The organism is Geomonas sp. Red276, from assembly GCF_054784495.1.
This window is the reverse complement of record NZ_BLXW01000020.1, coordinates 46,707-73,474: the sequence shown is the minus strand read 5'-3', so window position 1 is coordinate 73,474 and position 26,768 is coordinate 46,707. Positions and strand designations below refer to the sequence as shown.

Annotated in this window: 21 protein-coding genes; 5 read left to right on the top strand and 16 right to left on the bottom strand. The window is 63.6% G+C overall.

Annotated elements, in window-relative coordinates; all coding sequences use genetic code 11:
• Positions 1-69: 69 nt before the first annotated feature.
• The 8 genes from ACYVL5_RS14735 to ACYVL5_RS14700 form a co-directional block, all read right to left on the bottom strand.
• Complete coding sequence (locus tag ACYVL5_RS14735; RefSeq protein ID WP_460596337.1) at positions 70-330, bottom strand: hypothetical protein; 261 nt, start codon at positions 328-330, stop codon at positions 70-72.
• A 31-nt stretch (positions 331-361) separates the two neighbouring features.
• Positions 362-817: a hypothetical protein gene (locus ACYVL5_RS14730; protein ID WP_460596336.1), complete on the bottom strand. Its 456-nt coding sequence runs from the start codon at positions 815-817 to the stop codon at positions 362-364.
• Positions 818-1,107: 290 nt separating this feature from the next.
• Positions 1,108-1,779: a hypothetical protein gene (locus ACYVL5_RS14725; RefSeq protein WP_460596335.1), complete on the bottom strand. Its 672-nt coding sequence runs from the start codon at positions 1,777-1,779 to the stop codon at positions 1,108-1,110.
• 96 nt (positions 1,780-1,875) lie between these two features.
• Positions 1,876-3,297, bottom strand: a complete 1,422-nt coding sequence (locus tag ACYVL5_RS14720; protein WP_460596334.1) for an efflux transporter outer membrane subunit — start codon at positions 3,295-3,297, stop codon at positions 1,876-1,878.
• Between the two features lie 134 nt (positions 3,298-3,431).
• Complete coding sequence (locus tag ACYVL5_RS14715; RefSeq protein WP_460596333.1) at positions 3,432-6,566, bottom strand: multidrug efflux RND transporter permease subunit; 3,135 nt, start codon at positions 6,564-6,566, stop codon at positions 3,432-3,434.
• A 10-nt stretch (positions 6,567-6,576) separates the two neighbouring features.
• A complete protein-coding gene (locus ACYVL5_RS14710; RefSeq protein WP_460596332.1) occupies positions 6,577-9,678 on the bottom strand; it encodes an MdtB/MuxB family multidrug efflux RND transporter permease subunit in 3,102 nt (1,033 codons plus the stop codon).
• The gene (locus ACYVL5_RS14705) at positions 9,675-10,949 is read right to left on the bottom strand and encodes an MdtA/MuxA family multidrug efflux RND transporter periplasmic adaptor subunit (RefSeq protein WP_460596331.1); all 1,275 of its coding nucleotides are present in this window, start codon (positions 10,947-10,949) and stop codon (positions 9,675-9,677) included. Before ACYVL5_RS14705 ends, ACYVL5_RS14710 begins: the two co-directional genes overlap by 4 nt.
• 456 nt (positions 10,950-11,405) lie before the next feature.
• Complete coding sequence (locus tag ACYVL5_RS14700; RefSeq protein ID WP_460596330.1) at positions 11,406-12,647, bottom strand: hypothetical protein; 1,242 nt, start codon at positions 12,645-12,647, stop codon at positions 11,406-11,408.
• Positions 12,648-12,933: 286 nt separating this feature from the next.
• Between ACYVL5_RS14700 and ACYVL5_RS14695 the strand changes: the two genes are divergently transcribed.
• Positions 12,934-13,650, top strand: a complete 717-nt coding sequence (locus ACYVL5_RS14695; protein WP_460596329.1) for a hypothetical protein — start codon at positions 12,934-12,936, stop codon at positions 13,648-13,650.
• Between the two features lie 129 nt (positions 13,651-13,779).
• On the opposite strand, the gene ACYVL5_RS14690 is transcribed toward ACYVL5_RS14695, so the two are convergent.
• Positions 13,780-14,229, bottom strand: a complete 450-nt coding sequence (locus tag ACYVL5_RS14690; protein WP_460596328.1) for a thioredoxin family protein — start codon at positions 14,227-14,229, stop codon at positions 13,780-13,782.
• Positions 14,230-14,544: 315 nt separating this feature from the next.
• On the opposite strand from ACYVL5_RS14690, the gene ACYVL5_RS14685 reads away from it, so the two are divergent.
• The gene (locus ACYVL5_RS14685) at positions 14,545-15,366 is read left to right on the top strand and encodes a polysaccharide deacetylase family protein (RefSeq protein ID WP_460596327.1); all 822 of its coding nucleotides are present in this window, start codon (positions 14,545-14,547) and stop codon (positions 15,364-15,366) included.
• Positions 15,367-15,610: 244 nt separating this feature from the next.
• Positions 15,611-17,227 (top strand): methyl-accepting chemotaxis protein, encoded by a 1,617-nt coding sequence (locus ACYVL5_RS14680; RefSeq protein WP_460596326.1) that lies wholly within the window; start codon positions 15,611-15,613, stop codon positions 17,225-17,227.
• A 215-nt stretch (positions 17,228-17,442) separates the two neighbouring features.
• Here the strand turns inward: ACYVL5_RS14680 and ACYVL5_RS14675 are convergent, their stop codons facing one another.
• From ACYVL5_RS14675 to ACYVL5_RS14665, 3 genes are all read right to left on the bottom strand, one after another.
• The gene (locus ACYVL5_RS14675) at positions 17,443-18,651 is read right to left on the bottom strand and encodes a class I SAM-dependent rRNA methyltransferase (RefSeq protein WP_460596325.1); all 1,209 of its coding nucleotides are present in this window, start codon (positions 18,649-18,651) and stop codon (positions 17,443-17,445) included.
• A gap of 247 nt (positions 18,652-18,898) precedes the next feature.
• A complete protein-coding gene (locus tag ACYVL5_RS14670) occupies positions 18,899-19,282 on the bottom strand; it encodes a hypothetical protein (RefSeq protein WP_460596324.1) in 384 nt (127 codons plus the stop codon).
• 195 nt (positions 19,283-19,477) lie between these two features.
• The gene (locus ACYVL5_RS14665) at positions 19,478-21,106 is read right to left on the bottom strand and encodes an ABC-F family ATP-binding cassette domain-containing protein (protein ID WP_460596323.1); all 1,629 of its coding nucleotides are present in this window, start codon (positions 21,104-21,106) and stop codon (positions 19,478-19,480) included.
• A gap of 248 nt (positions 21,107-21,354) precedes the next feature.
• Here ACYVL5_RS14665 and ACYVL5_RS14660 point away from each other — a divergent pair, with 248 nt between their 5' ends.
• On the top strand, positions 21,355-22,827 hold the full coding sequence (locus tag ACYVL5_RS14660) for a hypothetical protein (protein ID WP_460596322.1): 1,473 nt from the start codon (positions 21,355-21,357) through the stop codon (positions 22,825-22,827).
• Positions 22,828-22,871: 44 nt separating this feature from the next.
• Entirely contained in the window at positions 22,872-24,785 is a 1,914-nt protein-coding gene (locus ACYVL5_RS14655) for a metallophosphoesterase family protein (RefSeq protein ID WP_460596321.1), read from the top strand.
• A 21-nt stretch (positions 24,786-24,806) separates the two neighbouring features.
• Here the strand turns inward: ACYVL5_RS14655 and ACYVL5_RS14650 are convergent, their stop codons facing one another.
• From ACYVL5_RS14650 to ACYVL5_RS14635, 4 genes are all read right to left on the bottom strand, one after another.
• The gene (locus ACYVL5_RS14650) at positions 24,807-25,043 is read right to left on the bottom strand and encodes a hypothetical protein (protein WP_460596320.1); all 237 of its coding nucleotides are present in this window, start codon (positions 25,041-25,043) and stop codon (positions 24,807-24,809) included.
• A 180-nt stretch (positions 25,044-25,223) separates the two neighbouring features.
• The gene (locus ACYVL5_RS14645) at positions 25,224-25,922 is read right to left on the bottom strand and encodes a YggS family pyridoxal phosphate enzyme (RefSeq protein WP_460596319.1); all 699 of its coding nucleotides are present in this window, start codon (positions 25,920-25,922) and stop codon (positions 25,224-25,226) included.
• 13 nt (positions 25,923-25,935) lie between these two features.
• Complete coding sequence (locus ACYVL5_RS14640; RefSeq protein ID WP_460596318.1) at positions 25,936-26,511, bottom strand: Maf family protein; 576 nt, start codon at positions 26,509-26,511, stop codon at positions 25,936-25,938.
• A gap of 23 nt (positions 26,512-26,534) precedes the next feature.
• The gene (locus ACYVL5_RS14635; RefSeq protein ID WP_460596317.1) at positions 26,535-26,735 is read right to left on the bottom strand and encodes a hypothetical protein; all 201 of its coding nucleotides are present in this window, start codon (positions 26,733-26,735) and stop codon (positions 26,535-26,537) included.
• Positions 26,736-26,768 lie beyond the last annotated feature (33 nt).

The window sequence follows — 26,768 nt, the reverse complement described above, 5'->3', positions numbered from 1 at the left end:
GAGTTCAACTGCTTCCGGTTCCCTTCTCTTCTACACTGCCGTCTTCATAATACCCTCTCTACCGGGATTCTAGTACCCCCTCCGATGGTGGGGTTCATGCCCCCGCCCCCGGCCGGGGTCGCCGAGGATGTACCCGGTAAGGGCGCCGGCTGCACCACCCAGGACCGCCCCGACCGCGGGGCTTCCGCCGGAGATGCCGCCCAACAGCGCGCCGCCACCCGCACCGATGGCTCCACCACTGAGGACCCCCTGCTGGCGGGGGCTCATCCCGACACAGCCGGAGAGCATGAGTCCCAGCAACATGACGATGACGATAGCGATCGACCTCATGGATATCCTCCTTGACCGGTCGCGCCGGTGCCTAATGCTCGTTGTCCTGCAGCGGACGTCCCGCGATACCGGCGGTGAGCTTCGGTTTCACGATCTGCCGCCAGATCACCCTCATGACCGGCAGGTCGACGTCGTCCGGGTTGTACCGGTAAAAGTCGTCGACCTGCTGGACGATGGAGATCATCGGGATCCCTTTCAGCCCCTCGGACAGCTTCTCGGTGAAGTCCTCCCTTTTTAGCTCGGGATGGCGCTGCACCACGTGCTGTTCCACCGTCACCACGTGACCGATCCCCCAGACAAAGGCGAGCTTGCTCTCCGGGGAAAAGGTCTGCCACTGATCACCGGTCAAAACCGGCATCTCCTTCATCTCCTGCGCCTTCTCCAGGGGAACCGACTCGGCCGGCTGGTCGTTCGCCAGCGCGACGGCCGGAAGGAGGAGCGACACAGCCGACAGGCATCCTATTGCCATTAGCTTTAGCTTGGTCATACGGCCCACCTCCGTTTATTAATATTGACTAATATTAGATAGCACACGGACCGGGGAAGTCAAACGGGGCAATGGCGGCTGGCAAGGGGGAGCATCGGGCGTGCGGGTCAGGGGGAGGGGGGCGGGGCAGGCGGGGCGGAAAAGCGCCCTCACCCGGCCTTCGGCCACCCTCTCCCCTGAAGGGGCGAGGGTATACGTGTGGGGGACTTCGACCACCCTCTCCCCTGAAGGGGTGAGGGAATCAATGTGGGGACTTCGCACGGCCGGCGCGGGACGAGAAGGCTTCCGGGTTACTGGGCGGGGAGGGTTACCGGGAAGAGGAGGCCGTCGATGGTGAGGGTGGTGGTGCTGTTGGCGTCCTTGCGGACCAGGATGACCTGGTTGTTGAGGTTGGTCACCGAGAGCGATCCCCCCTGGCCGACGAGCTGGATGGGATTGAGGTTCGCGTCGGCGATGGCGAAAGTGGCGGTTTTATTCGAGTCGTCGATGGAGATGGTGTGAGCGGTGGCGGTGTCGATGCTCGAAACGGTGGCGCGGGTCTGGAACTGGGTGCCGACGACGAGCCGGGTGGTGAAAGCGGAAAGGGCCACCAGCTGGGCCCTGCTGGTAAAGGTGGCGGAGACGTTCCCGATGGTCAGCGTGGACTGGGCAAATCCTCCGGCGATGCTGGCCGCGGTGTGGGCTACCTGGACGGTGTCGCCGTTGCTGACCGTACCGGCCGTACTGGTGGGGGTGCCACCGTTGATGATGTACATGCTGTCGGGGGCCGGTCCGCTGACCGAGATGGGGCTCGTGGTCGCCGTCAGGCCCGAGACCGTGATGGCATCGGAAATGGCGGTGGTACCCGGGGCGACGTTGTCCTTTTCGGCAAAGGAGAAGTTATCCGGCGTCGTGGGCTGGCGATGGTAGGCAGGGAACCAGTCGGCGCCGCAGCCGGGCAGCATCGCCAGGAGGGCCAGCACGAGAATGCTCAGAGCCAGATTATGTCGGGTGGCAGGGCGTGGCATGACGACGGATAGTACCCCATTACGCGGATGATGACAAGTTCACTCTTCGTCTTAGAGGGAGGAGGCGTCCCAGCCCCCTCCCAGGGCCTTGATCAGGAGGACCGTGGCGTTCAGGCGGCGGGCCTGGATCTGGGCGGCCGTCCGCTGGTTGGTGAGCGCCGTGGTCTGGGCCACCACCACGTTGAGGTAGCTCACGATCCCCGCCTGGTACTGGTTGTTGGTCACCGCCAGGGTCTCCAGCGAAGCCTTCACCGCCTCGTCCTGGGCCTGGGCCTCCGCCGTCAGGATCCTCAGGGCGGCCAGGTTGTCCTCCACCTCCTGGAAACCGGTCAGCACCGTCTGGCGGTAGTTGGCCACCGTGGCGTCGTAGGCTGCCCGGGCGGCCTCGGTCTGGGCCTTCCTGAGCCCACCGTCGAAGAGGGTCTCGGTGAGGGCTCCCCCGACCGCCCAGAAGCGGCTGGGCCAGTTGAACCAGCTCGCCAGCGTCAGAGCCTCGAAACCGGCCGAGGCGGAGAAACGGAGGTCCGGGTAATAGGCGGCCTGGGCGATGCCGATCTGGGCATTGGCGGAGGCCATCCTCCTTTCGGCGCCGGCGATGTCCGGCCTTCTCTCCAGAAGCCGGGAGGGAAGCCCCAGCGGGATGTCCGGGAACTGGCTCGCCATCGGGGCCACCGGGAGCGAAAAGGTGGAGGCGGGCTTGCCGATCAAGAGGGCGATGGCGTGCTCAAGCTGGGCCCTTTGCACCGCCAGGTCGATGGCCGCCGCCTGGGTGGTCTTCAACTGGGTTTGCGCCTGCAGGACGTCCGACTTGGCCGCCACCCCGCTCGCGTAACGGTTCTTGGTCAGCTGGAGGGCCCGCTGGTAGCTCGCCACCGTGTCATCGAGCAACTGCCTCTGGACATCCTGGCTGCGGAGGAGGAAGTAGTCCTCGGCCAACAGCGCCTGAGCGCTCAGCCGGGCGGCGGCCAGGTCGGCCGCGGTGGCCTGAGCGTTGGCGCTGCTCGCTTCCACCGTGCGGCGGATGCGCCCCCAGACGTCGGCCTCCCAGGAGAGATCGACGGGAAGCGAGTAATCGGTGACGATCTTGCTCGTGCCGGTGGTGCTGCTCTTCGAGCCCGTGTTGATCGACGGACCGGCGGTGACGGTGGGGAAGTAGCCCGCTCTTGCCTCCCGGACCAGGGCCCGGGCCTGGCGCACCTGGGCCTCCGCCGCCTTGAGGTTCTGATTGGAGACCGAAACCTGCTCCTCGAGCGCGGCCAGGACCGGATCGTTGAAGGCGTCCCACCACTTCTGGGGGATGGCGTCATCCTTGGGAGTGGCGACCTTCCATCCGGCCGCTTCCTTGAAGGCGGCCGGCATCGGCTCGTTCGGCAACGGCTCCGGCTTCACGTAGTTGGGCCCGACCGTGCAGGCGGAAAGGAGGGAGGCGAGAGCCACTGCGGTCACTAACCACCTGGTGCTGTATGTCGTCATAATATCGATCCTCATGCGGTGATCGTCAGAATCTTCCCTCACCCCGGCCCCTCTCCCCTAAAGGGGCGAGGGGGTATCACGTATACCCTCGCCCCCCTGGGGGAGAGGGTGGCCGAAGGCCGGGTGAGGGGGGTTTATTCCCCGTCCGGCGTCACCTGCGCCCGGCTCTCCTCGTACTGTTTTCTCGAGGCGCTTCTCCCCCGCTTGCGGTCGATCCAGATCCTCAGGCGGTCCATGTAGAGGTAGACGACCGGCGTCGTGTAGAGGGTGAGCGCCTGGCTGAAGATGAGCCCCCCGACGATGGAGATGCCGAGCGGGCGCCTCAGCTCTCCACCCACCCCCATCCCGAGCGCCAGCGGTACCGCACCGAAAAGCGCCGCCATGGTGGTCATCATGATCGGGCGGAAGCGGAGCATGCACGCCTCGTAGATGGCTTCCTCGGGACCTTTCCCCTCGGTCCGCTCCGCCGTGATGGCGAAGTCGACCATCATGATCCCGTTCTTCTTCACGATGCCGATCAAGAGGATCACGCCGATCATGGCGATCAGGCTCAGGTCGGTGTTGAAGAGCATGAGCGCCAGCGCCGCCCCCACCCCGGCGGAGGGGAGCGTGGAGAGGATGGTGAAGGGGTGCATGTAGCTCTCGTAGAGGACCCCGAGCACGATGTAGACCGTCATCAAGGCGGCCAGGATCAGGAGCGGCTCGTTGGCGAGCGAGGCCTGGAAGGCCTGGGCGGTTCCCGAAAAACTCCCCCTCACCCCGGCCGGGATGCCGGCTTCGCGCTGGGCCCGGTCGATGGCCTTGACCGCATCTCCCAAAGCGACCCCGGGGGCGAGGTTGAAGGAGAGGGTTATGGAAGGGAACTGCCCCTGGTGGTTGACCGCCAGCGCCGAGGCCGACGGCTCGAAGTGGGTGAAGGAGGCGAGCGGGACCAGGGTGCCGCCCGCGGCCGGGACCCAGATGTCGCGCAGGGTCTCCGGGCGCTGCCAGAACGCCGGATCCACCTCCATCACCACGTGGTACTGGTTCAAAAGGGTATAGCTGATCGCCACCTGCCGCTGGCCGAAGGCATCGTAGAGGGTGCTGTCGATAACCTGGGGGGTGATCCCGAGTCTGGCCGCGGTGGGACGGTCGATCACCAGGGTCGCCTCCCGCCCGCGGTCCTGCAGGTCGCTGGAGACGTCGGCGAGCTGGGGGACGCTCCTGAATTTTCCCAAAAGCTTCTGGGCCGCCGTGTTGAGGTCGGCCGGGTTATTCCCCTGCAGCGTGTACTGGTAGAGGGCGTTGCTGATCCTCCCCCCCACCCTCAGGTCCTGCACCGGCTGCAAAAAGGCGGGGGCGCCGGGAATCGAGGCGAGCTTGGGGCGGAGCCGCTTGATCACCTGCTGGGCGGTCGCCTTGCGCTTGTCGAACGGCTTGAGCGAGATGAACAGCCGCGCCGTGTTGGTGGTGGCCCCCCCTCCCCCTCCGGTGAAGCCGACCACGTAGTCGACATCGGGGTCGGTCTTGACGATGGCGACCACCTGCTTGAGCTTGTCGCTCATCGCCTGGAACGAGATGTCCTGGGCGGCCTGGATGCTTCCGGCCAGCCGCCCGGTGTCCTGTTCGGGGAAGAACCCCTTGGGTACCAGGTAGAAGAGGAAGCCGTTGACCACCAGGGTGGTGAGCATCACCGCCAGCGTGATGCGATGGTGCCGCAACGCCCAACGCAGGGTCTGCCGGTAGGTGCCGTGCATCCAGTCGAACATCGCCTCGCTGGTACGGAAGAAGACACCGTGCTGGCGGGGGACCTCGGGCTTGAGGAACCTCGCGCACATCATCGGCGTCAGGGTCAAAGAGACCAGCAGGGAGACCATGATGGCCGCCGAAAGGGTCACTGCGAACTCCCGGAAGAGCCGCCCCACCATGCCGCCCATGAGGAGGATCGGGATGAAGACGGCGACCAGCGAGACGCTCATGGAAAGCACCGTGAAGGCGATCTCGCGGCTCCCGGTGAGGGCCGCCTGCATGGGGCTTTGCCCCATCTCTCGATAGCGGGTGACGTTCTCCAGCACCACGATGGCGTCGTCGACCACGAAGCCGGTGGCGATGGTGAGCGCCATCAGCGACAGGTTGTCGAGCGAGTAGCCGCAAAGATACATGATGAGGAAGGTGCCGATGATGGAGACCGCGACCGCCACCGCGGGGATCACCGTCGCGCGCACGTTCCTCAAGAACCAGAAGACCACCGCGATGACCAGCATCCCCGAGACGATCAGCGAGACGCCGACGTCGTGGAGCGAGCCGCGGATGGGGGGGGTGCGATCGACCACCACGGAGAGGTCGATGGCGCCGGGGAGCGAGGCCTTCAGCTGGGGGATGAGGGCGCGGACATTGTCCACCGTCTCGATGATGTTGGCCCCCGGCTGGCGGAAGAGGATCACCATGACGCACGGCTTGCCGTTCACGAGGCCGGTGGTGCGGATGTCCTCGATGGAATCCTGGACGTTGGCCACGTCGGCGAGCCTGACGGCGGCGCCGTTACGGTAGCTGACCACCAGCGGGAGGTAATCCTGGGAGGTCCTCAGCTGGTCGTTGGCCCCCACCTCCCAGGTACGGTCCTTGGAGGAGAGAGAGCCCTTCGGCTTGTTGACGTTGGTGGCGGAGATCACCCCGCGGACGTTGTCGAGGCTGATGCCGTAGCGGTTTAACTGCAGCGGGTTCAATTCCACCCGAACGGCCGGGAGCGAGCTTCCCCCCACGAAGACCTGCCCTACCCCTTTCACCTGGGAGAGTTTCTGCTGGAGGATGCTGGAGGCGGCGTCGTAGAGCTTGGGCTTGGGGATGGTGTCCGAGGTGAGCGCCATGATCAGGATCGGCGCGTCCGAGGGGTTCACCTTGCGGTAGGTCGGGTTGTTGGGGAGGTTGGCCGGGAGAAAGCCCCGGGCGGCGTTGATGGCCCCCTGCACGTCGCGGGCGGCGCCGTTGATGTCGCGGTTGAGGTCGAACTGCAGGGTGATGCTGGTGGAGCCGCGGTTGCTGGTGGAGGTCATCTCGGTGACCCCGGCGATGCGGCCGAACTGGCGCTCCAGGGGTGCCGCCACCGAGGTCGCCATGGTCTCCGGGTCGGCCCCCGGGAGCCCGGCCTGGACCGAGATGGTCGGGAAATCGACCTGCGGAAGGGGCGAGACCGGCAAAAGGTGGAAGGAGATGATCCCCGCCAGCACCAGTCCCAGCGTGAGGAGGATAGTGGCGACCGGCCGCGATATGAAGGTGGATGAGATGTTCATGCGGCGGTCTCTACCCCTCGGTCGGTGCGGAGGCTTCGGCGGGGGACGCTTTCCTCACCCTCCGGGAGAGGCGGTCGAAGGCCAGGTAGATGACGGGGGTCGTGTAGAGGGTCAGCACCTGGCTGATCAGGAGGCCGCCGATGATGGAGATCCCCAGGGGACGGCGAAGTTCGCTCCCCACCCCGTGGCAGAGTGCCAGCGGAAGGGCACCCAGAAGCGCCGCGGCGGTGGTCATCATGATGGGACGGAACCTGAGCAGACAGGCCTGGTAGATGGCCTCCTCGGGGGGCTTTCCTTCCACCCGCTCGGCCTCGATGGCGAAGTCGACCATCATGATGCCGTTCTTCTTCACGATCCCGATCAGGAGGATGATCCCGATGACGGCGATGACGCTGAGATCGATTCCGCAGACCATCAGCGAGAAAACCGCACCGGCGCCCGCCGACGGCAAGGTCGAGAGGATGGTGACCGGGTGGATGAAGCTCTCGTAGAGGACACCGAGCACGATGTAGACGGTGATGAGCGCCGCCAGGATCAGGATCGGCTCGTTGGTGAGCGAATCCTTGAAGGCCTGCGCGGTCCCCTGGAAGCTCCCCTTGATGCTGGCCGGAAGCCCCATCTTCCTGGTGGCGTCCTCGATGGCGGCCACCGCGCCCCCCAGGGACACCCCCGGGGCGAGGTTGAAGGAGGTGGTGACGGCGGGGAACTGCCCCTGCCGGTTCACCACCAGCGGCGTGGTCGCCTCGCGCGGGCGGGCGAGCCCCGAGATCGGGATGCTCCCGCCGCTTCCCTTGAGGTAGATGGAAGAGAGCCCGGCCGGCCCCTCCTGGAACTGGTTCTGGACCGAGAGGATCACCCGGTACTGGTTCAGGTCGGTGAAGATGGTGGAGATCTGCCGCTGGCCGAAGGAGTCGTAGAGGGTGTCGTCGATCACCTGGGGGGTGATCCCGAGGCGGGAGGCGGTGGCGCGGTCGATGTCGAGCGACATCAACAGCCCCAGGTCCTGCTGGTCGGAGCTCACGTCCCGCAGCTCGGGGCGCTGGGAGAGCACCTCCACCACCTTGGGCGCGAGCCGCTTGAGCTCCTCGGTATTGGGGTCCTCGAGGGTGTACTGGTACTGGGTACGGCTCACCCGGGCGTCCACGGTCAAGTCCTGCACCGGCTGCATGAAGAGCTGGATTCCCGGGACCTCGGCAAGCTTCGGCTGCAGCCTGCGGATCACCTCGCTGGCGGAAAGGTCGCGGTCGGCGAGGGGCTTCAGGTTGATGAGGATACGGCCGGAGTTGAGGGTGGTGTTGGTCCCGTCGACTCCTATAAAGGAGGAGAGGCTCTCCACCGCCGGGTCCTGGAGGATGACGCGGGCGAGCGCCCGCTGACGTTCGGCCATCGCACTGAAGGAGATGGACTGCGCCGCCTCGGAGATCCCCTGGATGGCGCCGGTATCCTGCACCGGGAAGAATCCCTTGGGGATGTAGATGTAGAGAAGGACGGTGACCACCAGGGTGGCGACCGCCACGACCAGCGTGGCCCCCTGGTGTTTCAGCACGAACTGGAGCGACTTCCCGTACTTTTCGATGATGCGGTCGAAGAGGCGGCCGGTGACGTGGTAGAAGCGTCCCTGCTTCTCCTCCGGGACGTGCTTCAAGAGGCGCGCGCACATCATCGGGGTAAGGGTCAGCGAGACCACCGCGGAGATCAGGATGGTGACGCCGAGCGTAATGGCGAACTCCCTGAAGAGCCGCCCCACCACGTCCCCCATGAAGAGAAGCGGAATGAGGACGGCGATCAGCGAGATGGTGAGCGACAGGATGGTGAAGCCGATCTGCTTCGCCCCCTTGAGGGCCGCCTGGAGCGGCTTCTCCCCCTCCTCCACGAAACGGGAGATGTTCTCGATCATGACGATGGCGTCGTCCACCACGAAGCCGGTGGAAATGGTGAGCGCCATCAGCGAGAGGTTATTGAGCGAGAAGCCGAGGAGGTACATGACCCCGAAGGTCCCCACCAGCGACAGCGGCACGGCGACGCTCGGGATGAAGGTGGCCGGCAGCGACCGGAGGAACAGGAAGATGACCATGACGACCAGCACCACGGCCAGGAAGAGCTCGAACTCGACGTCCTTCACCGACTCCCGGATGGTGGTGGTGCGGTCGGTGAGGACCTGGACCTTGATGGAGGCCGGCAGCGAGCTCTGGAGCTGAGGGAGGAGGCGCTTGATGCGGTCGACGACCTCGATGACGTTGGCGCCCGGCTGGCGCTGGATGTTCACGATGACCGCGGGGGTCTCGTTCATCCAGGCGGCCTGGTTGACGTTTTCGGGGTCGTCGATGACCTGGGCGACGTCGGTCAGCTTGACGGGGGCGCCGTTACGGTAGGCGACGATCAGCGGCTGGAAGTCCTTGCTGGAGTAGAGCTGGTCGTTGGCGCCGATGATGTAGGCCTGGCGGGGGCCGTCGAAGCCGCCCTTGGCCTGGTTCACGTTGGCCGTGGTGATGGTGCTTCTTAAGTCCTCCATGGTGAGGCCGTAGGAGGCGAGCGCGGTGGGGTTCGCGTGCACCCGCACCGCCGGGCGCTGGCCGCCGGATATGCTGACCAGGCCGACGCCGGGAAGCTGGGAGATCTTTTGGGCGAAGCGGGTGTCGGCGAGGTCCTCGACCTGCGGCAGGGGGAGCGTGTCCGAGGAGAGCGCGAGGGTGAGGATCGGGGTGTCGGCCGGGTTCACCTTGCTGTAGACCGGCGGGTTGGGGAGATCCTTGGGAAGGTAGGTGAAGCCCGCGTTGATGGCGGCCTGCACCTCCTGCTCGGCGACGTCCAGGGAGAGGTCGAGGGTGAACTGCATGGTGATGACCGAGCTCCCGTTGGAACTGGTGGAGGTCATCTGGGTGAGCCCCGGCATCTGCCCGAACTGCCGCTCGAGCGGCGCGGTGACCGAGGTGGCCATGACGTCGGGGCTCGCGCCGGGATAGAAGGTGCGGACCTGGATGATCGGGTAGTCGACCTGGGGGAGCGCCGAGACCGGCAAAAGCCGATAGGCGGTGGCTCCCGCCAGCAGGATGGCGATCATCAAGAGCGTGGTCGCCACCGGCCGCAGGATGAAGGGACGGGAGATGTTCATCGCGACTGCCCGTAAGGTGCACTGGCGCCCGTCTGACCCGTCTGACCCGTCTGACCCGTCTGACCCGTCTGACCAGTCTGACCAGGCTGACCAGGCTGACCGCCCGTGCCGCCCATGCCGCCCGTGCCGTGGCCGCCGTGCTGCCCGCGGCCACCGCCACCGGCGCCCGGCTGCCTCAGGTCGACCCTGGCGCCTTCCCTCAACCGCTCGGCCCCTTCCACCACCACCAGCTCACCCTCGTTGAGCCCCGCGGTAATCGAGGTGTCGTCGCCCTGGGTGGCACCGATGGTTATCGGCCGCACCGTGACGGTCTTGTCGGGCTTCACCAGGTAGACGAAGGTCCCCTGCGGCCCGCGCTGGATAGCTGAGGTGGGCACCAGTACCGACTGCCGCTTGATCTCCAAAAGGAGCTTGGCGTTGACGAACTGGTTCGGGAAGAGCTCGTTGTGCTCGTTCGGGAAGACCGCCTTGAACTTGACGGTGCCGGTGGTGGGATCTATCAGGTTGTCCACGGTGAGCAGCGATCCCACCGCAAGCTTCTGCTTCATCTCCCGGTCGTACGCCTCCACCGGCAGTTTGGCCCCGGTTTTCAGCTTGGCGAGCACCGGCTGCAGACTGTCCTCCGGAATCGGGAAGACGACGGTCGCCGGCTGCACCTGGGTGATGACCACGAGACCGTTCACGTCGGCTGCGTGGATGATGTTGCCGATATCCACCTGCTTGAGGCCAACGCGTCCGGAGACGGGAGCGGTAATGCGGCAATAGACAAGCTGCAGGCGCGCCGCGTCGATCTGCCCCTGGTCGACCTTGAGTGCCGCCTCGTACTGGCGGACCAGCGATTCCTGGGTATCGAGCTGCTGCTTGGGGATCGAGTCCTGGGCCCAGAGCTGACGGTAACGCTGCAGATCGACCTGGGCATTCTTGAGCAGGGCGGTATCGCGCGCCATCACCCCCTCGGCCTGGGCGAGTTGCACCTGGAAGGGACGCGGATCGATGACGGCCAAAAGGTCGCCCCGCTTCACCATCTGCCCCTCCCGGAAACGGATCTCCATCAGCTGGCCGTCGACCCTCGACTTCACCGTCACCGTGTTGAGGGGGGTCACCGACCCCAGCCCGTTGAGATAGATCCCCACGTCCCCCTTGCGGGCAGGCTGGGCAAGGACCGGCGCGGGAGGAGCCTTCGGCTTGGCCCCCTTCTTCGCCCCGGGCTCCCCGGCCCTCCCCGAAAGGATATAGATTCCCCCGGCGAGCAGCGCTACCGCGAGGACCACATACCACCAGCTGCGCCGGGAACGCACAGGAGTGGGTTGATCCGGGGCGGAAGGATGGCCGGGGGTCGGATTTTCAGCTGGGATCGTCATGGTACTTTCTCTCTTTCTGGAGGTCGCAGAACAGCGGGCACATCGAGCGGATAATCATCGGAAGCTACCAGAAGGCCCGGCGGTATGTCAATTTTCATTATGTCAAACATGTTAAAAATTTATCGTCTGCGGGCGGTGTCTACTACCGGGGGGTGATAAGTCGGCACCGCTCATTTCGAGGAGACGCAACTCCCTTGAACGACTCGACAGTAGCAGCGAAATAGGGAGCAAATATGGAAGAAATGAGGAACGAAGCGCTCGCCCTCTAACGCAGACCGCCTCCCCCTCCCGCGGAGGAAGATTCCGGGGGAGGGGGAGGCAGGCCGTATTGCGAGGCTTCGAAGGCGAGGCGAAGAGGTGCGGAGGCTACGAGCTCTTCTTGACCTTGAGAGGCAACTGCGTGCTGTTGATCTCGGTCTGGTCCTCCTTGAACGCGCGGCTGTTATAGCGGTTGAGGTCGTAGATCAGCCGGGCCTTCACGGTGTACTCCCCCGGTTTGAGCGCGGGCTCCCAGGGAAGGACCCGTTCCTCGCCTGCCCGGATGATCTCCTCGTGAGGCCCCTGGGCGTCGGCCTGCATGGCGGCGACGGCGTCCGGACGCGTCTTGTCTTCCTCCAAATACTTCCGGTCGTCCGGCCGGTTGCCGTACCAGGGGGCGAACATCCACTCCTTGCGCTGGACCGTCTTACCCTTCCGGTTCTGCACCTCCACCTTCAGGTAAATGGCCCGGCGGTTGGAGCCGGTGGGAACCGAATGCCCCGCCCCGATGTTGATGACGTGGAAGCCTAGCCTGGAGCCTCCCGCCCCCTCCTGGGTGATCGACAGGCTCAGTGCGCTCGCCAGCCGCTGGTGGGAGCGCCCCCCGGTCCAGAGATGCCGCGCCACCGGCCGCAACGGGACATCGTACTGCTCCGCGGTCTTGCGCATGGTCCGCGGCATGTGGCAGTCCTGGCAGTGCTGGCTCCCGAGCCCGGGCGCCATGAAGTCCTCGCGCCACTCAAGGAAGGTCTGGGTCTGCTTCCCCACCACCCTTTTCCCGAGGCTGTGGCAGTAGGCGCACATGGCGGCCGTCCTCACCGCCGGCTCTTCCACGGTCGCGTGCGGGGCGTTCACCCCGTGCGGCCCCCTGATCTTGTTGTCGCGGGTGAGGTGGCAGCTCGCACAGGTCAGCCCTCCCCCCTGCAGCTTCGCATCCCGCCCGTACGGCTTGATTAGTTCGGAAACGCCGAGGTGGGGAAGGTCGAACGGCTGCGGGAAGTGGCAGACGTTGCAGGCCCGCCCGCTCTCCTCCGCATCCCTCGCGTGAATGGGATAGGGATCGACCCCGGCTATCGCATGGGCGGTGGCCGTGGCGGAGACCGATGACGGCATGACGAGCTTTTGGTCGGGGCGCCCGGGAAGCGTGGTAGGAACGGCGACGGTGTCGCTGCCGAAGCCGAAGGCGTACTCACGGTAGATGGCTTGGTGGCACTTGCCACAGCTTTCAGAGCTCGTTGCCGTTCCTTCCGGAAATGTTACTTCCTCTGAGATACCGGGTGCCGGCAGAACCAGTTGCGCGGTAAGGACCGCACAGCAAAAAAGCAGACTGAACTTGGCAGGGTTTTTCATCGATGGGGCTCCTTGTCTCAATGTATCAAATCACAATCAAAGCGGATCAATTCAACCCTGCTGTCACTATCGGAGGTTCCCCAGTGGCATCCACCCAAACGATAACGGCCTTGAGATGAATCTTAGAGGGTTATTCTTACAGAGAATCCAGAAAATTCAACCCTTCCCCTTGGAAACCCTTGGCATTCCGCAAGACCGGTGTACCATTATGACAATTCCCTAATCAGCGAGATCGCAGACCTGCATCATGACGGACCGCCACAGGTAGTCTTACAGGAGCGTGGCCATGGCTGAAAAGGACGACGGGAAGGAGCCCTTCGAACGGAGGCCGGAAACGGCGACGTTGGAAGCCAACGGGAGCAGCAAGGATACCGGGGGTACCGCGGGGACCGCTACCCGCGAGGGGACGGTGGTAAGTCTCGCCCCCTTCCGTAGCGTCTACCTCGGGCTGGCAGCCGGCTCCGCCTTCAAGGTCCGCAACCTGGTCGGCTCCGACCTGAACGGCGAGCCCTGGACGGGGTCGTACCTCCTGCTCGCCGACGGGTTGCGCATCCTGGAGGGGCGGACCCTCACCAGGTCACGCGAGGTGATCACCCTGAAGACCGGGGAAGGGGTTCCCGTCATCAGCATGAGCACCCGGTACTTCAGGCTGGACGGCAGCGGCATCTACAAGGTGGTCTTCAACAGCGGGATCACCTACGTCCCGATATCACAGGCCCCTTTCCCCGCCCTCATGAGAGTGGGAGAACGCGGGACACTGGGAGTCTTCGAGGGGAGCGATTTTTCGACGGTGACGGTCGGCTGGGAGCTCAAGCCCGATTTCAACGGCTACTCCACCCTCGAGATCAACTCGGTCGCCACCGGCGAGGGGGGCTCCGCCACCGAGGTGGACAGTTTTCTCCTCGACTCGTCCGGTATCCCCCGCAAGGTTACCATGAGTGCCTCCGCGGCGGACAACAACGTGACCGTTTACGGCCGGGGCACCAACATCGGCGAGAACTGAAGGTTTCCCCCCCTCCCCTCCCCGATCCCCCTTATCTTCCCTAACGAAGAAAGGGGGATCTTCCTTTGGAAAATCCCCCTTTCGCGGTACATCGTCGACCTGTCAGCGTGGCGGACCCTGCCGCCGGTACTATCGTTGGCCACCCAGCTGGTGCCTGAACCAATCAACTACCGCTTCGGCGCTCTGGGCACCTCCCAAGGAACCGACCACTCGGCCATGGTCGAGGAGATACAGCACCGGGATACCCCTCACCCCGAACCGCGAGGAGAGGTCGGCATTCTCATCACTGTTGACCTGGAGGACCGCCGCGCTTCCTGCCAGTTTTTCGGCAACCGTTCGCACCGCCGGTGCGAATTTCACGCAGTGCGGTCACCAGGGAGCCCAGAACTCCACCAGCACCGGTCCCGGATAGCTCGCGACGAATCGGTCGAAGGTCTCGGCGTTGCCTGCTTGAGGTTGGCTGTAGAGCGGGGGAAGGTCGGCCTTGCAGCTTCCACACTTGCCGGCTACCCCTTCCTTATCGGCCGGGATGCGGTTTGACGCCCCGCAGGACCGGCAGGTTACCTGGTACGAGTCCATGTCTCCTCCTGAGTGTGCTTGGGAATCTGCATGACGCTCCATGCATACAGACAATTGTACCGCGAGGCACACGTCGCCGGGACGGCGCCCTCTCCCCTTTTTTAATCTTCCCTGGCCCCGTCACCTCCCTCACCCGGCCTTCGGCCACCCTCTCCCCTAAAGGGCGAGGGTATTCTTATCCATGGGCGGGGACCGAGGGTGAAATAAGAGTGAACGAATTCGGCGTTTCACATTTCACGCGTTTCTGCTAAGGTAGGGAGTTGCTCGGCCCGGCCGGGCATCACATACACAGATACAGCGGAGGTTTCCCCCACGATGAAAAGCCGAATCCTGTTCCTGGTACTGATCGCCGTCCTCTTCGCGGCAATCGGCGTCCAGGCATCCCAGCCCCAAATCAAAACCAACCAGCCGGCCCTCACCCAGGGGCTGAACGTTCCGATACTCCTCTACCACCGCCTCGGACCCGCCGTCGTCGACGGCATGACCATCAAGACCTCCGTCTTCGAGGAGCACCTGAAGTACCTGAAGGCCAACGGTTACCACGTGATCCCGCTGAAGACCCTGGTCGACTACTACTACAAGAAGGGCCCCGCACCCGGGCCGAAATCGGTGGTCATCGTCGAGGACGATGCGCACAAGTCGGTCTACAGCGACATGCTGCCGCTGGCCAAGAAATACAACATTCCGGTCACCGTCTTCGTCTACCCTTCCGCCATCTCCAATGCGAAATACGCCATGACCTGGGAACAGCTGAAGGAACTCAAGAAAAACGGCTTCGACATCCAGTCTCACACCTTCTGGCACCCCAACTTCAAGAAGGACAAGAAGAAGATGACTCCGGCCGAGTTCGAGAAGTCGGTCAACACCCAGCTCAAGAAATCGAAGGCCCGCCTGGAAGAGAAACTGGGCGGCACCGTCGACATGCTGGCCTGGCCGTTCGGGATCTATGACGACTATCTCCTGAAGAAGGCCACCGAGGCCGGCTACCGGGCGACCTTCACCATCGAGGCGCACCACGCCACCTCCCGGGATTCCGTCATGAAGCTCCCCCGTTACCTCCTGATCAACGCCGACCAGGGGAAAAACTTCGCCCGCATCGTGGAAGGGAGCGCGCCCAAGAGGAACATCGTCTACTAGGCTCGCGCCGTCAGGGGGATAGAGGGCTCCCCGGCACACCTTCCGAACATCGCCCTCAAAGAAAGATCCCCTGGGAGAAAACTCCCGGGGGATTTTTTTGTGTCCCCCCCTCCCCCTCACCTCCGTCCGAAGCCTCCCCCGTTGTAACACATTCGCAACATTATCTTCTTCAAACCGACCTAAAGTTGCGGCTGCAAATTCCGAAATAAGAGCTAGTTGCCAATATTTCTTATGGGGGTTGAACATGAGAACCATCCGCGCTGAGCTTTCGGCGATCATGGGTCTGGGGGTCGTTGTAGTGCTGGCAGGAGGTCTGTTCGGGCTATGGAGTTCGTGGAACAGCATCACGACCCTGGGGAGCAAAGTCAAACAGGGAAACGCGAACACTTTCGCCGTCCTCAAGATGACCCTGGACTTCAAAAAGCAGGTGCAGGAGTGGAAGGATGTTCTCCTGAGGGGGAATGACCCGGCGAAGTTGGAAAAGTACTGGGGGAATTTCGAGAAAAAGGAACAGGAGGTCCAGGCCGAAGGAAAGGACCTTACCAAGCGCCTTGACGATCCGGAGGCCCGCGCCCTCATCGAGCAGTTCCTGGAGGCGCACCGGCAAATGGGGGTCAATTACCGCAAGGGTCTCGCCGCCTTCAAGGAGGCCGGCTTCGTCCCGCATGCGGGGGATCAGGCGGTGGCGGGGATGGACCGCCCCCCCACGGAACTTCTGGAGAAATCCTCGACCCGGGTCATGGCGACGGCGGAGCAGATGGGGACGACCGCCCAAAAGAGGGGCTACCGCAGCATCAACGAGTGCCTGGTGTACATGCTGGTGGCCCTCGTGGTGACCATCGGGGTGATCGGCTATCTCATCAAGAAGCTCGTCGTCGCCCCTGCCGAGCGGCTGGTGGAAAGCCTCGGCAACCTCGAGCGCGGCGACTTTTCCGTCCCGGCCGTCTGGACCCGCGCGGATGAGCTCGGAAAGATCGGGGCCAGCGCCGAGAAGGTCCGGGTGACCCTGGGAGAGATGGTCCAGCGGGTGAGTCTTGCCACCACCGACGTGGCCGGCACCGCGCGCGAATTGAGCCGCACCTCGGAGCAGATGGCGAGCGGGATGGCCGAGCTGACCAGCCAGAGTGTCACCGTGGCAACCGCCAGTGAGCAGATGTCCGGAACCTCCGCCGACATCTCCTCCAACTGTGTCGAGCTGACCCAGGAAGCCAACATGGCGAGCGACGCGGCCTACACCGGCGCCGAGGTAGTCAACGCCACCATCCAGATCATGAACAGTATCGCCGAGCGCGTCCGCCTCACCGCCGGTACGGCGGCATCCCTCGGCCAGCGTTCCGAACAGATCGGCGCCATCATCAACACCATCGAGGATATCGCCGACCAGACCAACCTTCTCGCCCTCAATGCCGCCATCGAGGCGGCCCGGGCCGGCGAGCAGGGTCGCGGTTTCGCCGTGGTCGCCGACGAAGTGCGCGCGCTGGCGGAGCGGACCACCAAGGCCACCCGCGAGATCGGCGACATGATCCGGAGCATGCAACAGGAAACGTTGACCGCGGTAACGGCCATGGACGAGGGGGTCCGGGAGGTGGAAAAAGGGAGCGAGGAGGCGGCGCGCTCGAACGACGCCCTGAGCCGGATCATGGACCAGATAAAGACCGTGTCACTGAAGACGGAACAGATCGCCACCGCTGCCGAAGAGCAGAGCGCCACCACCAACGAGAGCTCCCGCAACCTCAACTCGATGTCGGACATCGTCACCAGGACCGCCTCGGGATCGCAGGAAGCCGCCCGGGCTGCCGGTCATCTCTTGACCCTGAGCGGCGAGTTGGAGCGGATGGTGAACCAGTTCAAGGTGGCTTAGCGGTCGGCAGGAATTACCCCTGGCAGTCGGCAGGGTAACACTGCGGGAGTCGGCTAGATGACTAGATGGTCGGCTAGGTGGCTAGATGGTCGGCTAGATCGGTGGCTAGATGAGTGGTTAGGTGTCGAGTCCCAGGCGGACGCGCATGGTGCGGAGCGTGGGGGCGAGGCGCACGCCCGTCAGCTCGTGGCCCATTCCCCCGTCGGGCCCGCCCACTACATCCCCTCCCCTTTGACACAGATCGCGTACTTGAGATAGCGCCCCTCGGGGAAGGTCACCGGGTACGGAAAGTCCTCCGGCTGGCCGTGCAAGGCGATGACATCCAGCGAGCTCCCCGCCTGCAGCGCCCCGCGGCGGAGCTCCTTCAGGTACTCCGCCACATCGACCTTCTGATGGTTGGAGGAGGCGATCAGGAGCCCCCCGTTTTTCAGGATTTTCAGCGCGGCGGCAACGAGGTCTGAGGTGCCGCCGCGGGTGGTGAACCGGCTCTTCGCGGTGGTGGAAAAGGAGGGGGGATCCATCAGGATGACGTCGTAGACCTTTCCCCGCTTGGCCAGGTCGTCGAGTACCGCCAGGCAATCTCCGAGCAGGAACTCGTGCCGCTTGGGGTTGAGCCGGTTGGCGTTGAAGTTCTCGCGGGCGACCTCCATGTAGGTCGAGGAGGCATCGACGCTGGTAACCAGGCTGGCTCCGGCCGAGGCCGCCGCCACCGAGAAGGCGCCGGTGTAGGAAAAGAGATTGAGAAAGCGCTTCCCCTTCACCCGCGTCACGAGGTCACGCCGGTTGTTCCGCTGGTCGAGAAAGAGGCCGGTGTTGAGGCCGCGCTCCAGGCTGATCCGGTAGTTCAGGCCGTTTTCCATGACCAGCAACGGGTCGGGAGCGGGGGAGCCGGTCAGAAGCCTTCCGTACTTCTTGTCCTCCCTCTCCGCCTCGAGTTCCCTGGTCTTCTGGGGCCGCCCCTTCTCATAGATCCCTGCCGGTGCGAGGAGCTCGTCCAGCGCCTGGGTCACCAGCTTCAGGTGCTTGCGCCACCCGTTGCAGTAGAGCTGGATCATGAGGTAGTCGCCGTAGCGGTCCACGGTCAGCCCCGGGAAGCCGTCCCCTTCGCCGTTCACCAGCCGGTAGGCATCGGTGTCGGTGAGATCGACATGATCGCGCCGGATGGCTACCGCCCGCTCCAGACGCTTCTTGATCCATCCCCGGTCGAGACGCATGGGATGGCGGGAGAGGATGCGGGCGACGATCCGGTCGGCAGGGTCCAAAAGGGCGGTGGACAGGAAACGTCCGGCCGGATCGACCAGTTCGACGAGGTCTCCCGCCTCCCCGGCGGGCCACTTCTTGGTGTAGGCATCCGCGATGATCCAGGGATGCCCAAGTTCAATCATCCTGACCGATTCAGCTCCGACCGAGCGCTGTGGCAACATCGATATACCTCTTCAGAAATATACCCTCGCCCCTTCAGGGGAGAGGGTGGCCGAAGGCCGGGTGAGGGAGGTTTTCCTCCACCGCCTGAACCGCCCCCTCACCCTGCCCCTCTCCCCTGATGGGGGCGAGAGAAGATGATGAATAGGGGCGAGCGGAGTGGCCTGCGGCGGAAAAAGAGAGGGGCGACCCACCCTTGCCGAAACCGGCTCAAGGTTGGTGTCGCCCCTTTCTTACGACCTACGGAATTTAGTGAGTGGCCTGGGTCTTGATACCAGCCTGCTCCATGGCCATGGCCAGCTTGGCCTGCTCGAGGGCCTCCATCTCCTTCAGCTTCTCGCCGAGCCAGAAGTGAAGGTCACGTGCGGTCTGGTAATTCACCACCACGCCGTTGGTGACGTGCCGGACGATGCTGCGGCCAAGGTCCGCCGGCTCCACGCCGGTCTCGTCACCGATGGTACCAGTCTGGGTGATCTCGTGGGAAATCGCGTTCGGGAGCGGCTGACGCTCAAGGTAGAAGTTCATGATCAGCTCGCCGCGGGGAGAGACGCCGCCATGGGCACCGTTGACATAGACCGGGCTGTAATCATAGGTGAAGACGTATTTGAAGGTCATTTCCGGGTTCTTTGCCATGTTCTGCTCTCCTTGGAATCGAAAGTAATTTCCCGCCACTGCGCGGGCACAATGCATGGTTTATAGCATGGAGGCCAGGGTCTGGCAAACAGGAATAAACCGCCCTCACCCGGCCTTCGGCCACCCTCTCCCCTAAAGGGGCGAGGGTATAGCAAATACCGCCTTCGGCCACCCCTGAAGGGGCGAGGGTATAGATTAGTGGAGGACGCCGCCGACTTTGGACAGGTAGTAGTCGTAGTTCCCTTCGTAGAGCCGCATCTCGCCGTGGTCGACCTCGATTACGCGGTCGACGAGCTTGCGAAGGAAGTGACGGTCGTGGCTCACCAGCATGACGGTGCCGGTGAAGCCCGACAGGGCGTCGAGGAGGATCTCGCGCGACTTGATGTCCAGGTGGTTGGTCGGCTCGTCCAGCACCAGGAAGTTGACCGGGCGCGCCAGCAGGGTCGCCAGCACCACGCGGCTCTTCTCGCCGCCGGAAAGGTTCTCGATCCGCTTGTCGACGTCATCCCCCTGGAAAAGAAAGGAGCCGAGCAGGTTCCTGATCACCCCGATGGTGGCCATCGGAATGACGTCCTGGACGGTTTCGAAGATGGTCTTCTTCGGGTCGAGGATCTCCATCGCGTGCTGGCTGAAGTAGCCGAGCTCGACGTTGGCCCCCAAGTTCACGGTGCCGGCGGTCGGCTCGGTCTCGCCGGCGATGGTCTTGAGGAAGGTGGATTTACCCGCGCCGTTCACCCCGACCACCGCGATCTTGCTGAGCCTCTTGATGGTGCCGGTAACGCCGGAGAAAACGGGATGCAGGGTTCCGTCCGGGTTGGTCCAGCTCTTGGCGAGGCCGTTCATGACCACGACGTCATCGCCGCTGCGGGGCGGTTCGGCAAACTCGAAGCGGACCACCTTATCCTCGGCGGGGATCTCGATCCTTTCGATCTTCTCGATCTTCTTCACGCGCGACTGCACCTGCGCGGCGTGTGAGGCGCGGGCGGCGAAGCGGGCGATGAATTCCTCTTCCTTGGAGAGCATCTCCTGCTGACGCTTGTAGCTCGCCAGAAGCTGCTCCTTGCGGATATCGCGCTCTTTCTCGTAGAAATCGTAGTTGCCGTTATAGGTGGTGATGGTCTTGTTGGCCACCTCCACGATGCGGTTTACCACGCGGTTCATGAAGTCGCGGTCGTGGCTGGTCATGAGGAGGGCGCCCTTGTACTCGCTGGCGATCCACTCCTCGAGCCAGACGATGGACTCGACGTCGAGGTGGTTGGTCGGCTCGTCCAGGAGGAGGACGTCCGGCTGGAGGGTCAGGATGCCGGCCAGCGCCACGCGCATGCGCCACCCGCCGCTGAAGGATTCGACCGGGTTATGGTAGCGGTCGGGTCCGATGCCGAGGCCGGTGAGGACTTCCTTAGCACGGGAATCGAGATCGTAGCCGCCGCGGTGCTCGAACTCCTCCATCGCCTCGCCGTAGCGGGCAAGGAGGGCTTCCATCTCGTCGGGAGAGATGTCGGTCCCCATCTGCTCTTCCATCTCCTTCAACTCGGCGGCGAGCCGAACGGTTTCTGCGGAGACCGCCATCACCTCTTCCAGCGCGGAGCGGCCGGCCATGTCGCCGATGTCCTGGGAGAAGTAGCCGATGGTGGTCTTTTTCCCCACCGTGATCTCGCCGGAATCGACCTCCTCCTCACCGGTGATGATCCGGAAGATGGTGGTCTTGCCGGCGCCGTTGGGGCCGACCAGGCCGGCCCGGGTCCCGGGAAGGATCTGGAAGCTCGCGTCCTTGAACAGCACCTTGGAGCCGTGCTGCTTGGTGATATTGGAAAGATGAATCATAGGGGTCTCCCAAGGCTGAAATAACCAATCAGCGTTAGCATGAAGCCCCGTGCGAAAACAACTTAATTTTTCCACAGCTTGTCGGGGATTTCAGAGAGTGGCTGGAGAAGGAGTCACGGTGCGGGGAGTGTTTCCCGCTTTGGCGTCGAGGTATCGATGACGTTCGACTAAAGTTTTCCCCTACCTTCTCCGAAATGAGCACGGAAGAGCACTGCATTGGCATTAGCCGCTTCGGCAAGGAGGGATGCATGAGTAGGTCGTGGTGCAAGGCGGCCATGACACTGATTCTGTCAGTGGCTTCTTTGGCATGTTTTCTGGGATGCAGCAACTCTGCGCCCCCCGAGCCGTCCCCGTTGAGTGCTGCCAACGTGAACCTTGTCTTCGTTGTCAGTGAAGACCTCAACGACCATGCCTTCGGTGACGTCAACCAGAGTACGGCTAACCTCACCAGCCAGGGATTGCAACGGTCGCTGGCCATGGCCACCTACCTGCGGCAGTCGGTACTGGGCGGTAACAACGTCAACGGGATCTACGCCCTCGAGCCGATGACCCATCTGCAGACCGCCCATGGTTATCCGGACATGAACGCGCTGGTGGCCATCCAGCAGTTTGCCCTTCTGAACCAGATCACCCTGTCGAGCGATCCCGCCGGAGGTAATCCCTACACCGGCCAGAACTACCCCATCAACGTCTCCTACGCGTCCGGCGCGGTGCCGAGCGGGGTCGCAGTGCCGTCCCAGTTTTACCCCGACTGCCAGGGCCTCGATTTCAACGATACCAACGGGAACAACGAGGCCCTGATCGGCGGCATCATCGCCGCCAACGCTCCCGGCTACTACGTCTTTTCCGCCCCCTGGCAGACCGTCAGCAGCACGCTGGCGAAGCTTAACGCGCTTCACGGCTTCAACCTGGCAGTTCCCACCCAGTACGCCGGCCCCAACAGCATCTACGCGATCTCGATCCCTCCCGCCGGGTCGCCCGCCTTGGTCACCTTCAACAGCAACGTCATGCCCGCGGTTACCTACCCTACCCTGCCGGCCTCCGCCCTGGTGAGCGCCGCATGCACCACGCCGACACCGGCCACCATCACGGTCACCGCGGGAGCGGGTGGCGCGGTGATCCCCGCCGGCATCAACCGGAACCAGACGGTCTATATCGTCCGCCACGCCGAGGCCCATCCGCACGGCTACTGGTCGGACAACAACTATGTCGGCGCCGGCCAATGGCGCGCCCTCGACCTCCCGAACGCGCTCCTTGGCAAGGTTGATGCCGACCAGGTGTGGTCCCTCGATCCGTCGCAGTCGAGCGTGGGGACCGTGAGCAGCTCGGGCATCTCCCAGTGGTCCGGCGTCGCGCCGGCCCTGACCGTGCAGCCGTTCGCCATCGCGAACGACCTCCCCTACAACCTGCTATCGAGTATCATGTCGAGCGCCTCCAACTCTCCCCAACTCACCAGCACCTTTTTCTTCACGGGGGGGACCTTCTCCAACCACAAGCTCCTTTTGGGCTGGACCTACACCCAGGCCCCGCAACTGGTCAACGCGCTCATCTCCAGCTATTTCCCCAACGGAGGTGCCCCTACCGCACCGGCGTGGTCTCCCTACGACTACGACTCGCTGTGGGTCATCACCATCGACGCCATCGGCAACCTCACCGCGGATTTCACCCAGTGCGAAGGAATCAATTCCGCGACCTTGCCGGTATCGCCACCGCTTTTCTGACCGTCTCAGGCAGGCAACCTACTCCATAAATGAGGAGACAAGACATGGCATCGAACGGTTCAGACGATTCAAGGATGAATGGCAGCGAACTGCAGGTGGAAGACGTGGTGGAATTCCGGCCATCTTCTCAATATGCGGATTCATGCGGGGAGAAAAGAGGCGCCCAAACGGAGGGGGGGCTCACCAGGAGGGATTTCGTCAAATACTCGGCGGGGACCATCGCCTGCCTCTACCTCGGGACGCTCCAGACCGGATGCGGATCCTCCACCACGGCCGCCACCCCGGTCATGCGGTGGCCGATCGCCAAGGACGTCTATACGACCGTCCAGCAGCAGATTCTTCCCGTTCTGATAGCCGCCGACCTCCCCCAGTTGAACCCGAGGGACGTGAGGCTCTACTCCGAATTCGGGTACGACGCCTGGCACGTGGGGGGGGGGCAGCCCCACACCGTCTGGACCACCATCGCCCCCGACTACGGCAGCGCCCCCCACGCCGCACGCCTCATGTCGTTCTTCACCATGTCCGACATCCACATCTCCGATAAGGAGTCCCCGGCTCAGCCGCTCTACGTCACCTGGAGCGCGCCCTTCGGCCCGACGGCCAATTCGTCGGCCTACTCGGCGGTGCTCCTTTCCTCGACCCAGGTGCTCGATGCCGCAGTCCAGACCATCAACGCCCTGCACAAAAAATCCCCCTTCGACTTCGGGATTTCGCTGGGAGATGCCATCAACAACTGCCAGTACAACGAACTCAGGTGGTACATAGACACGCTGGACGGGAAGGTCATCACCCCCAGCTCCGGGGCCCATATCGGGGCGGACCAGGTCGACTACCAGCGCCCGTTCCAGGCGGCGGGGCTGGACAGGACGATCCCCTGGTACCAGGTGCTCGGCAACCACGATCAGTTTTGGATGGGTTCGGCGGTGGAGAACGACAAGACGTACGCGGCCCATATCTCGGACACCATCCTCGACATGGGAATGGCGCCGGATCCGCAGGTGGCGGTGAACGCTACGGGGTACTACATGGGGGTGATCGACGGGTCCGACCCGTTCGGGGCGGTCATCCAAGCGGGACCGGAGCAGAATTTCTCGCAGCCGCCGAAGGTCGTTGCCGATCCCGACCGCCGCTCGCTGGCGACGCCCACCTCGTCGAGCAGAAACTGGATACGGGAATTCTTCAACACCACCTCGGCACCGGTCGGCCACGGCTTTAACCTGGTGGACCCGGCCCATGGAGACGACTTCGCCTGTTACAGCTTCGTCCCGAAATCCGACATCCCCCTCAAGATCATCGTGCTGGACGACAACTGCAGGGGGGCGGGGCAGCCCTATTACTTCACGGGGAGCCTGGACCAGGTCCGGCTCGATTGGCTCAAGGCCGAGTTGCAGGGAGGGCAGGACAACAACCAGTTGATGATCATCGCGGCGCACATCCCGTTCAGGACCTACCGGGACCTGGTCACCGATCCGGCCCAAGTGGCGTCCAATCCCCCCATGATGTCGCTCTTTGTCCCCGCCCCCATCCTGGGATCCACCTCGGTGGTCTCCGATGCGTCCCTCTTGGCGCTACTGCAGGGATACCCGAATCTCATCATGTGGATCTCCGGGCACCGGCACATGAACACGGTCACCCCCCAGATTCATCCAACCGATCCGACCCGGAGCTTCTGGGAGGTGGAGACCTCGTCGCTGCGCGATTTCCCGCAGCAGTTCCGCACCTTCGAGCTGTACCGAAACAGCGACAATACCATCTCCATCGTGATAACCAACGTGGACCCGGCGGTTTCGGCCGATTCGCCGGCAGCCACCTCGCGGGGCAACGCCATTGCCACCGCCCGCATCACGGCGGCCGCCGCCTTCAGCGACGTCACCTCCCACGCCCTCAATGCCGAGCTCGTGGTGCAATTGACCGCCACCATGCAGGGGGTCATCGCCACCGCGGGCACGCCTTTGTGAGGCGCGGAAGCTGGGAGAAGGTCACCGTTTTCCGGTGACCTTCTCCACCGCGTTGCGCAACAGGTTGGCCAGATAGATTGAGCAGAAGATGATGAGAGCGACCTTGACGAACTTGAGCCAGACGGGGTCGGGGATAACGGTGGGGATACCGAAATTGGTGGCGAGATACCAGGCGGATATGCCGACGCCGACGACCGCGCCGGCCGCCACGAAGGGGCGCCTGAGTTTGGAGATTTGCTTTTTGGGCTGGGAGTCCATAGGACGTATCCTTAAACCTTCAATCAATGGAACGCGGATGACGCGGATTGGACGGATAAAGGCGGATCAGGCAAAGACAAATCATAAAAGGGGTTAAACCTGAAAGCTTAAAAGGTTTATCCGCGTAAATCCGTTAAATCCGCGTCATCCGCGTTCTAAGCGCCTTTGACTTTTCTGTTGTCATCTGTTGCTGTAATCCCGCTCGCCGAAGAGGGCGGAGCCTACCCTGACCAAGGTGGCTCCTTCGGCAATGGCGGCTTCGAAGTCGCCGGACATCCCCATGGAAAGCTCGCGCATCTCGACGTTAGCAATGCCCGCCGCTTTTACCTCTTCGGCCAGCTCCCTCAGCGCCCGGAAATAGGGTCGCGCCGCTTCCGGATCATCGAAGAAAGGAGGCATGGTCATGAGCCCCTTCACCCGCAGGTGGGGGAGAGCGGCGACCTCCTTCACCAGGTCGAGCAGCTCTTCGCTCGTGGTCCCGCTCTTGGTAGCTTCCTGGGAGATGTTGACCTGGATGAGGACGTCGCAGCTCTTGCCGAGCTCTCCCCACTGCCGGTCGATCTCGCGCGCCAGGGAAATCCGGTCCACCGAGTGGATCAGGTCGACCAGGCCGGCAATCTGGCGCACCTTGTTGCTCTGGAGGTGGCCGATGAAATGCCAGCAGACTTCTTTCGGGAGCTCCGCCGCCTTGGCGACCAGCTCCTGGACGTAGTTCTCGCCGAAGATGGTCTGCCCGACCGAAAGCGCCTCGGATATCGCCTCTGCCGGCTTGGTCTTGGAAACCGCTACCAGCTTCACGCTTCTGGGATCCCGGCCGGCCTTCACCGCCGCCTGCTCTATCCGCTGCCGGATGGTCTGAAAGTTATCGGCTATCGACACGGCTCCCCCTTCCTCAGATGGCTCCCATTACCCTCAGCTGCTCGACCACCTCGCAGAGAGGAAGCCCCACCACGTTGGTGTACGACCCGTCGATTTTGCGGACCATGTGGGCGGCGCCTCCCTGGATCGCGTAGGCTCCCGCCTTGTCGAACGGGCATCCGGTGGCGATGTAGGCGGCGATCTCCTCGTCGCGCAGGTGCTTGAAAAAGACCTTGGTCCGCACTGCCTCGCCTACCGCGCCGTCACGCTCGCGGTCGTAGATGGCGAAACCGGTCACCACCTCGTGGGGAATGCCGGAGAGCTTTTTCAGCATCCGCTCGGCGTCGGCTGCGTCCTTCGGTTTCCCCATGATCTCCCCTTCGCAGAGGACGATGGTATCCGCTCCCAGGAAGAAGCGCCCTTCCGGGCTGAGCTTGGCGGAGGCCTTCGCCTTCTCCTCGGCAAGGCGCAGGACGTGGTCGACGGGAGGCTCGTCCGGCAAGGGAGTCTCGTCTATATCGGCGGGCACGACCCGGAAGGTGATCCCGGCGGACTCCAGGAGCTCGCTGCGTCTCGGGGAAGCCGAGGCGAGTACGACTGCACTTTTCATTGGATAGTCTCCCCGAGGCGGCACTATTTCAGCTGCATCCGTCGGCACTTCAAGGCGAGGATGACAGCCGCGATGGTGATCGCCGCCCCTATAATGAGATTGAAAGTATTGGCGGTGGTCAGTCCGTAGACAAGGGAAGCTATCCCCATCACAAAGACCAGCGCTTCGAGTGAAATCAGCCTGCCCAACACCGAGATTTCCTGGTTTCCCTTGTCACTTCGCATGGCATCCCTCCGCGAAGAACATCGATGGCGACT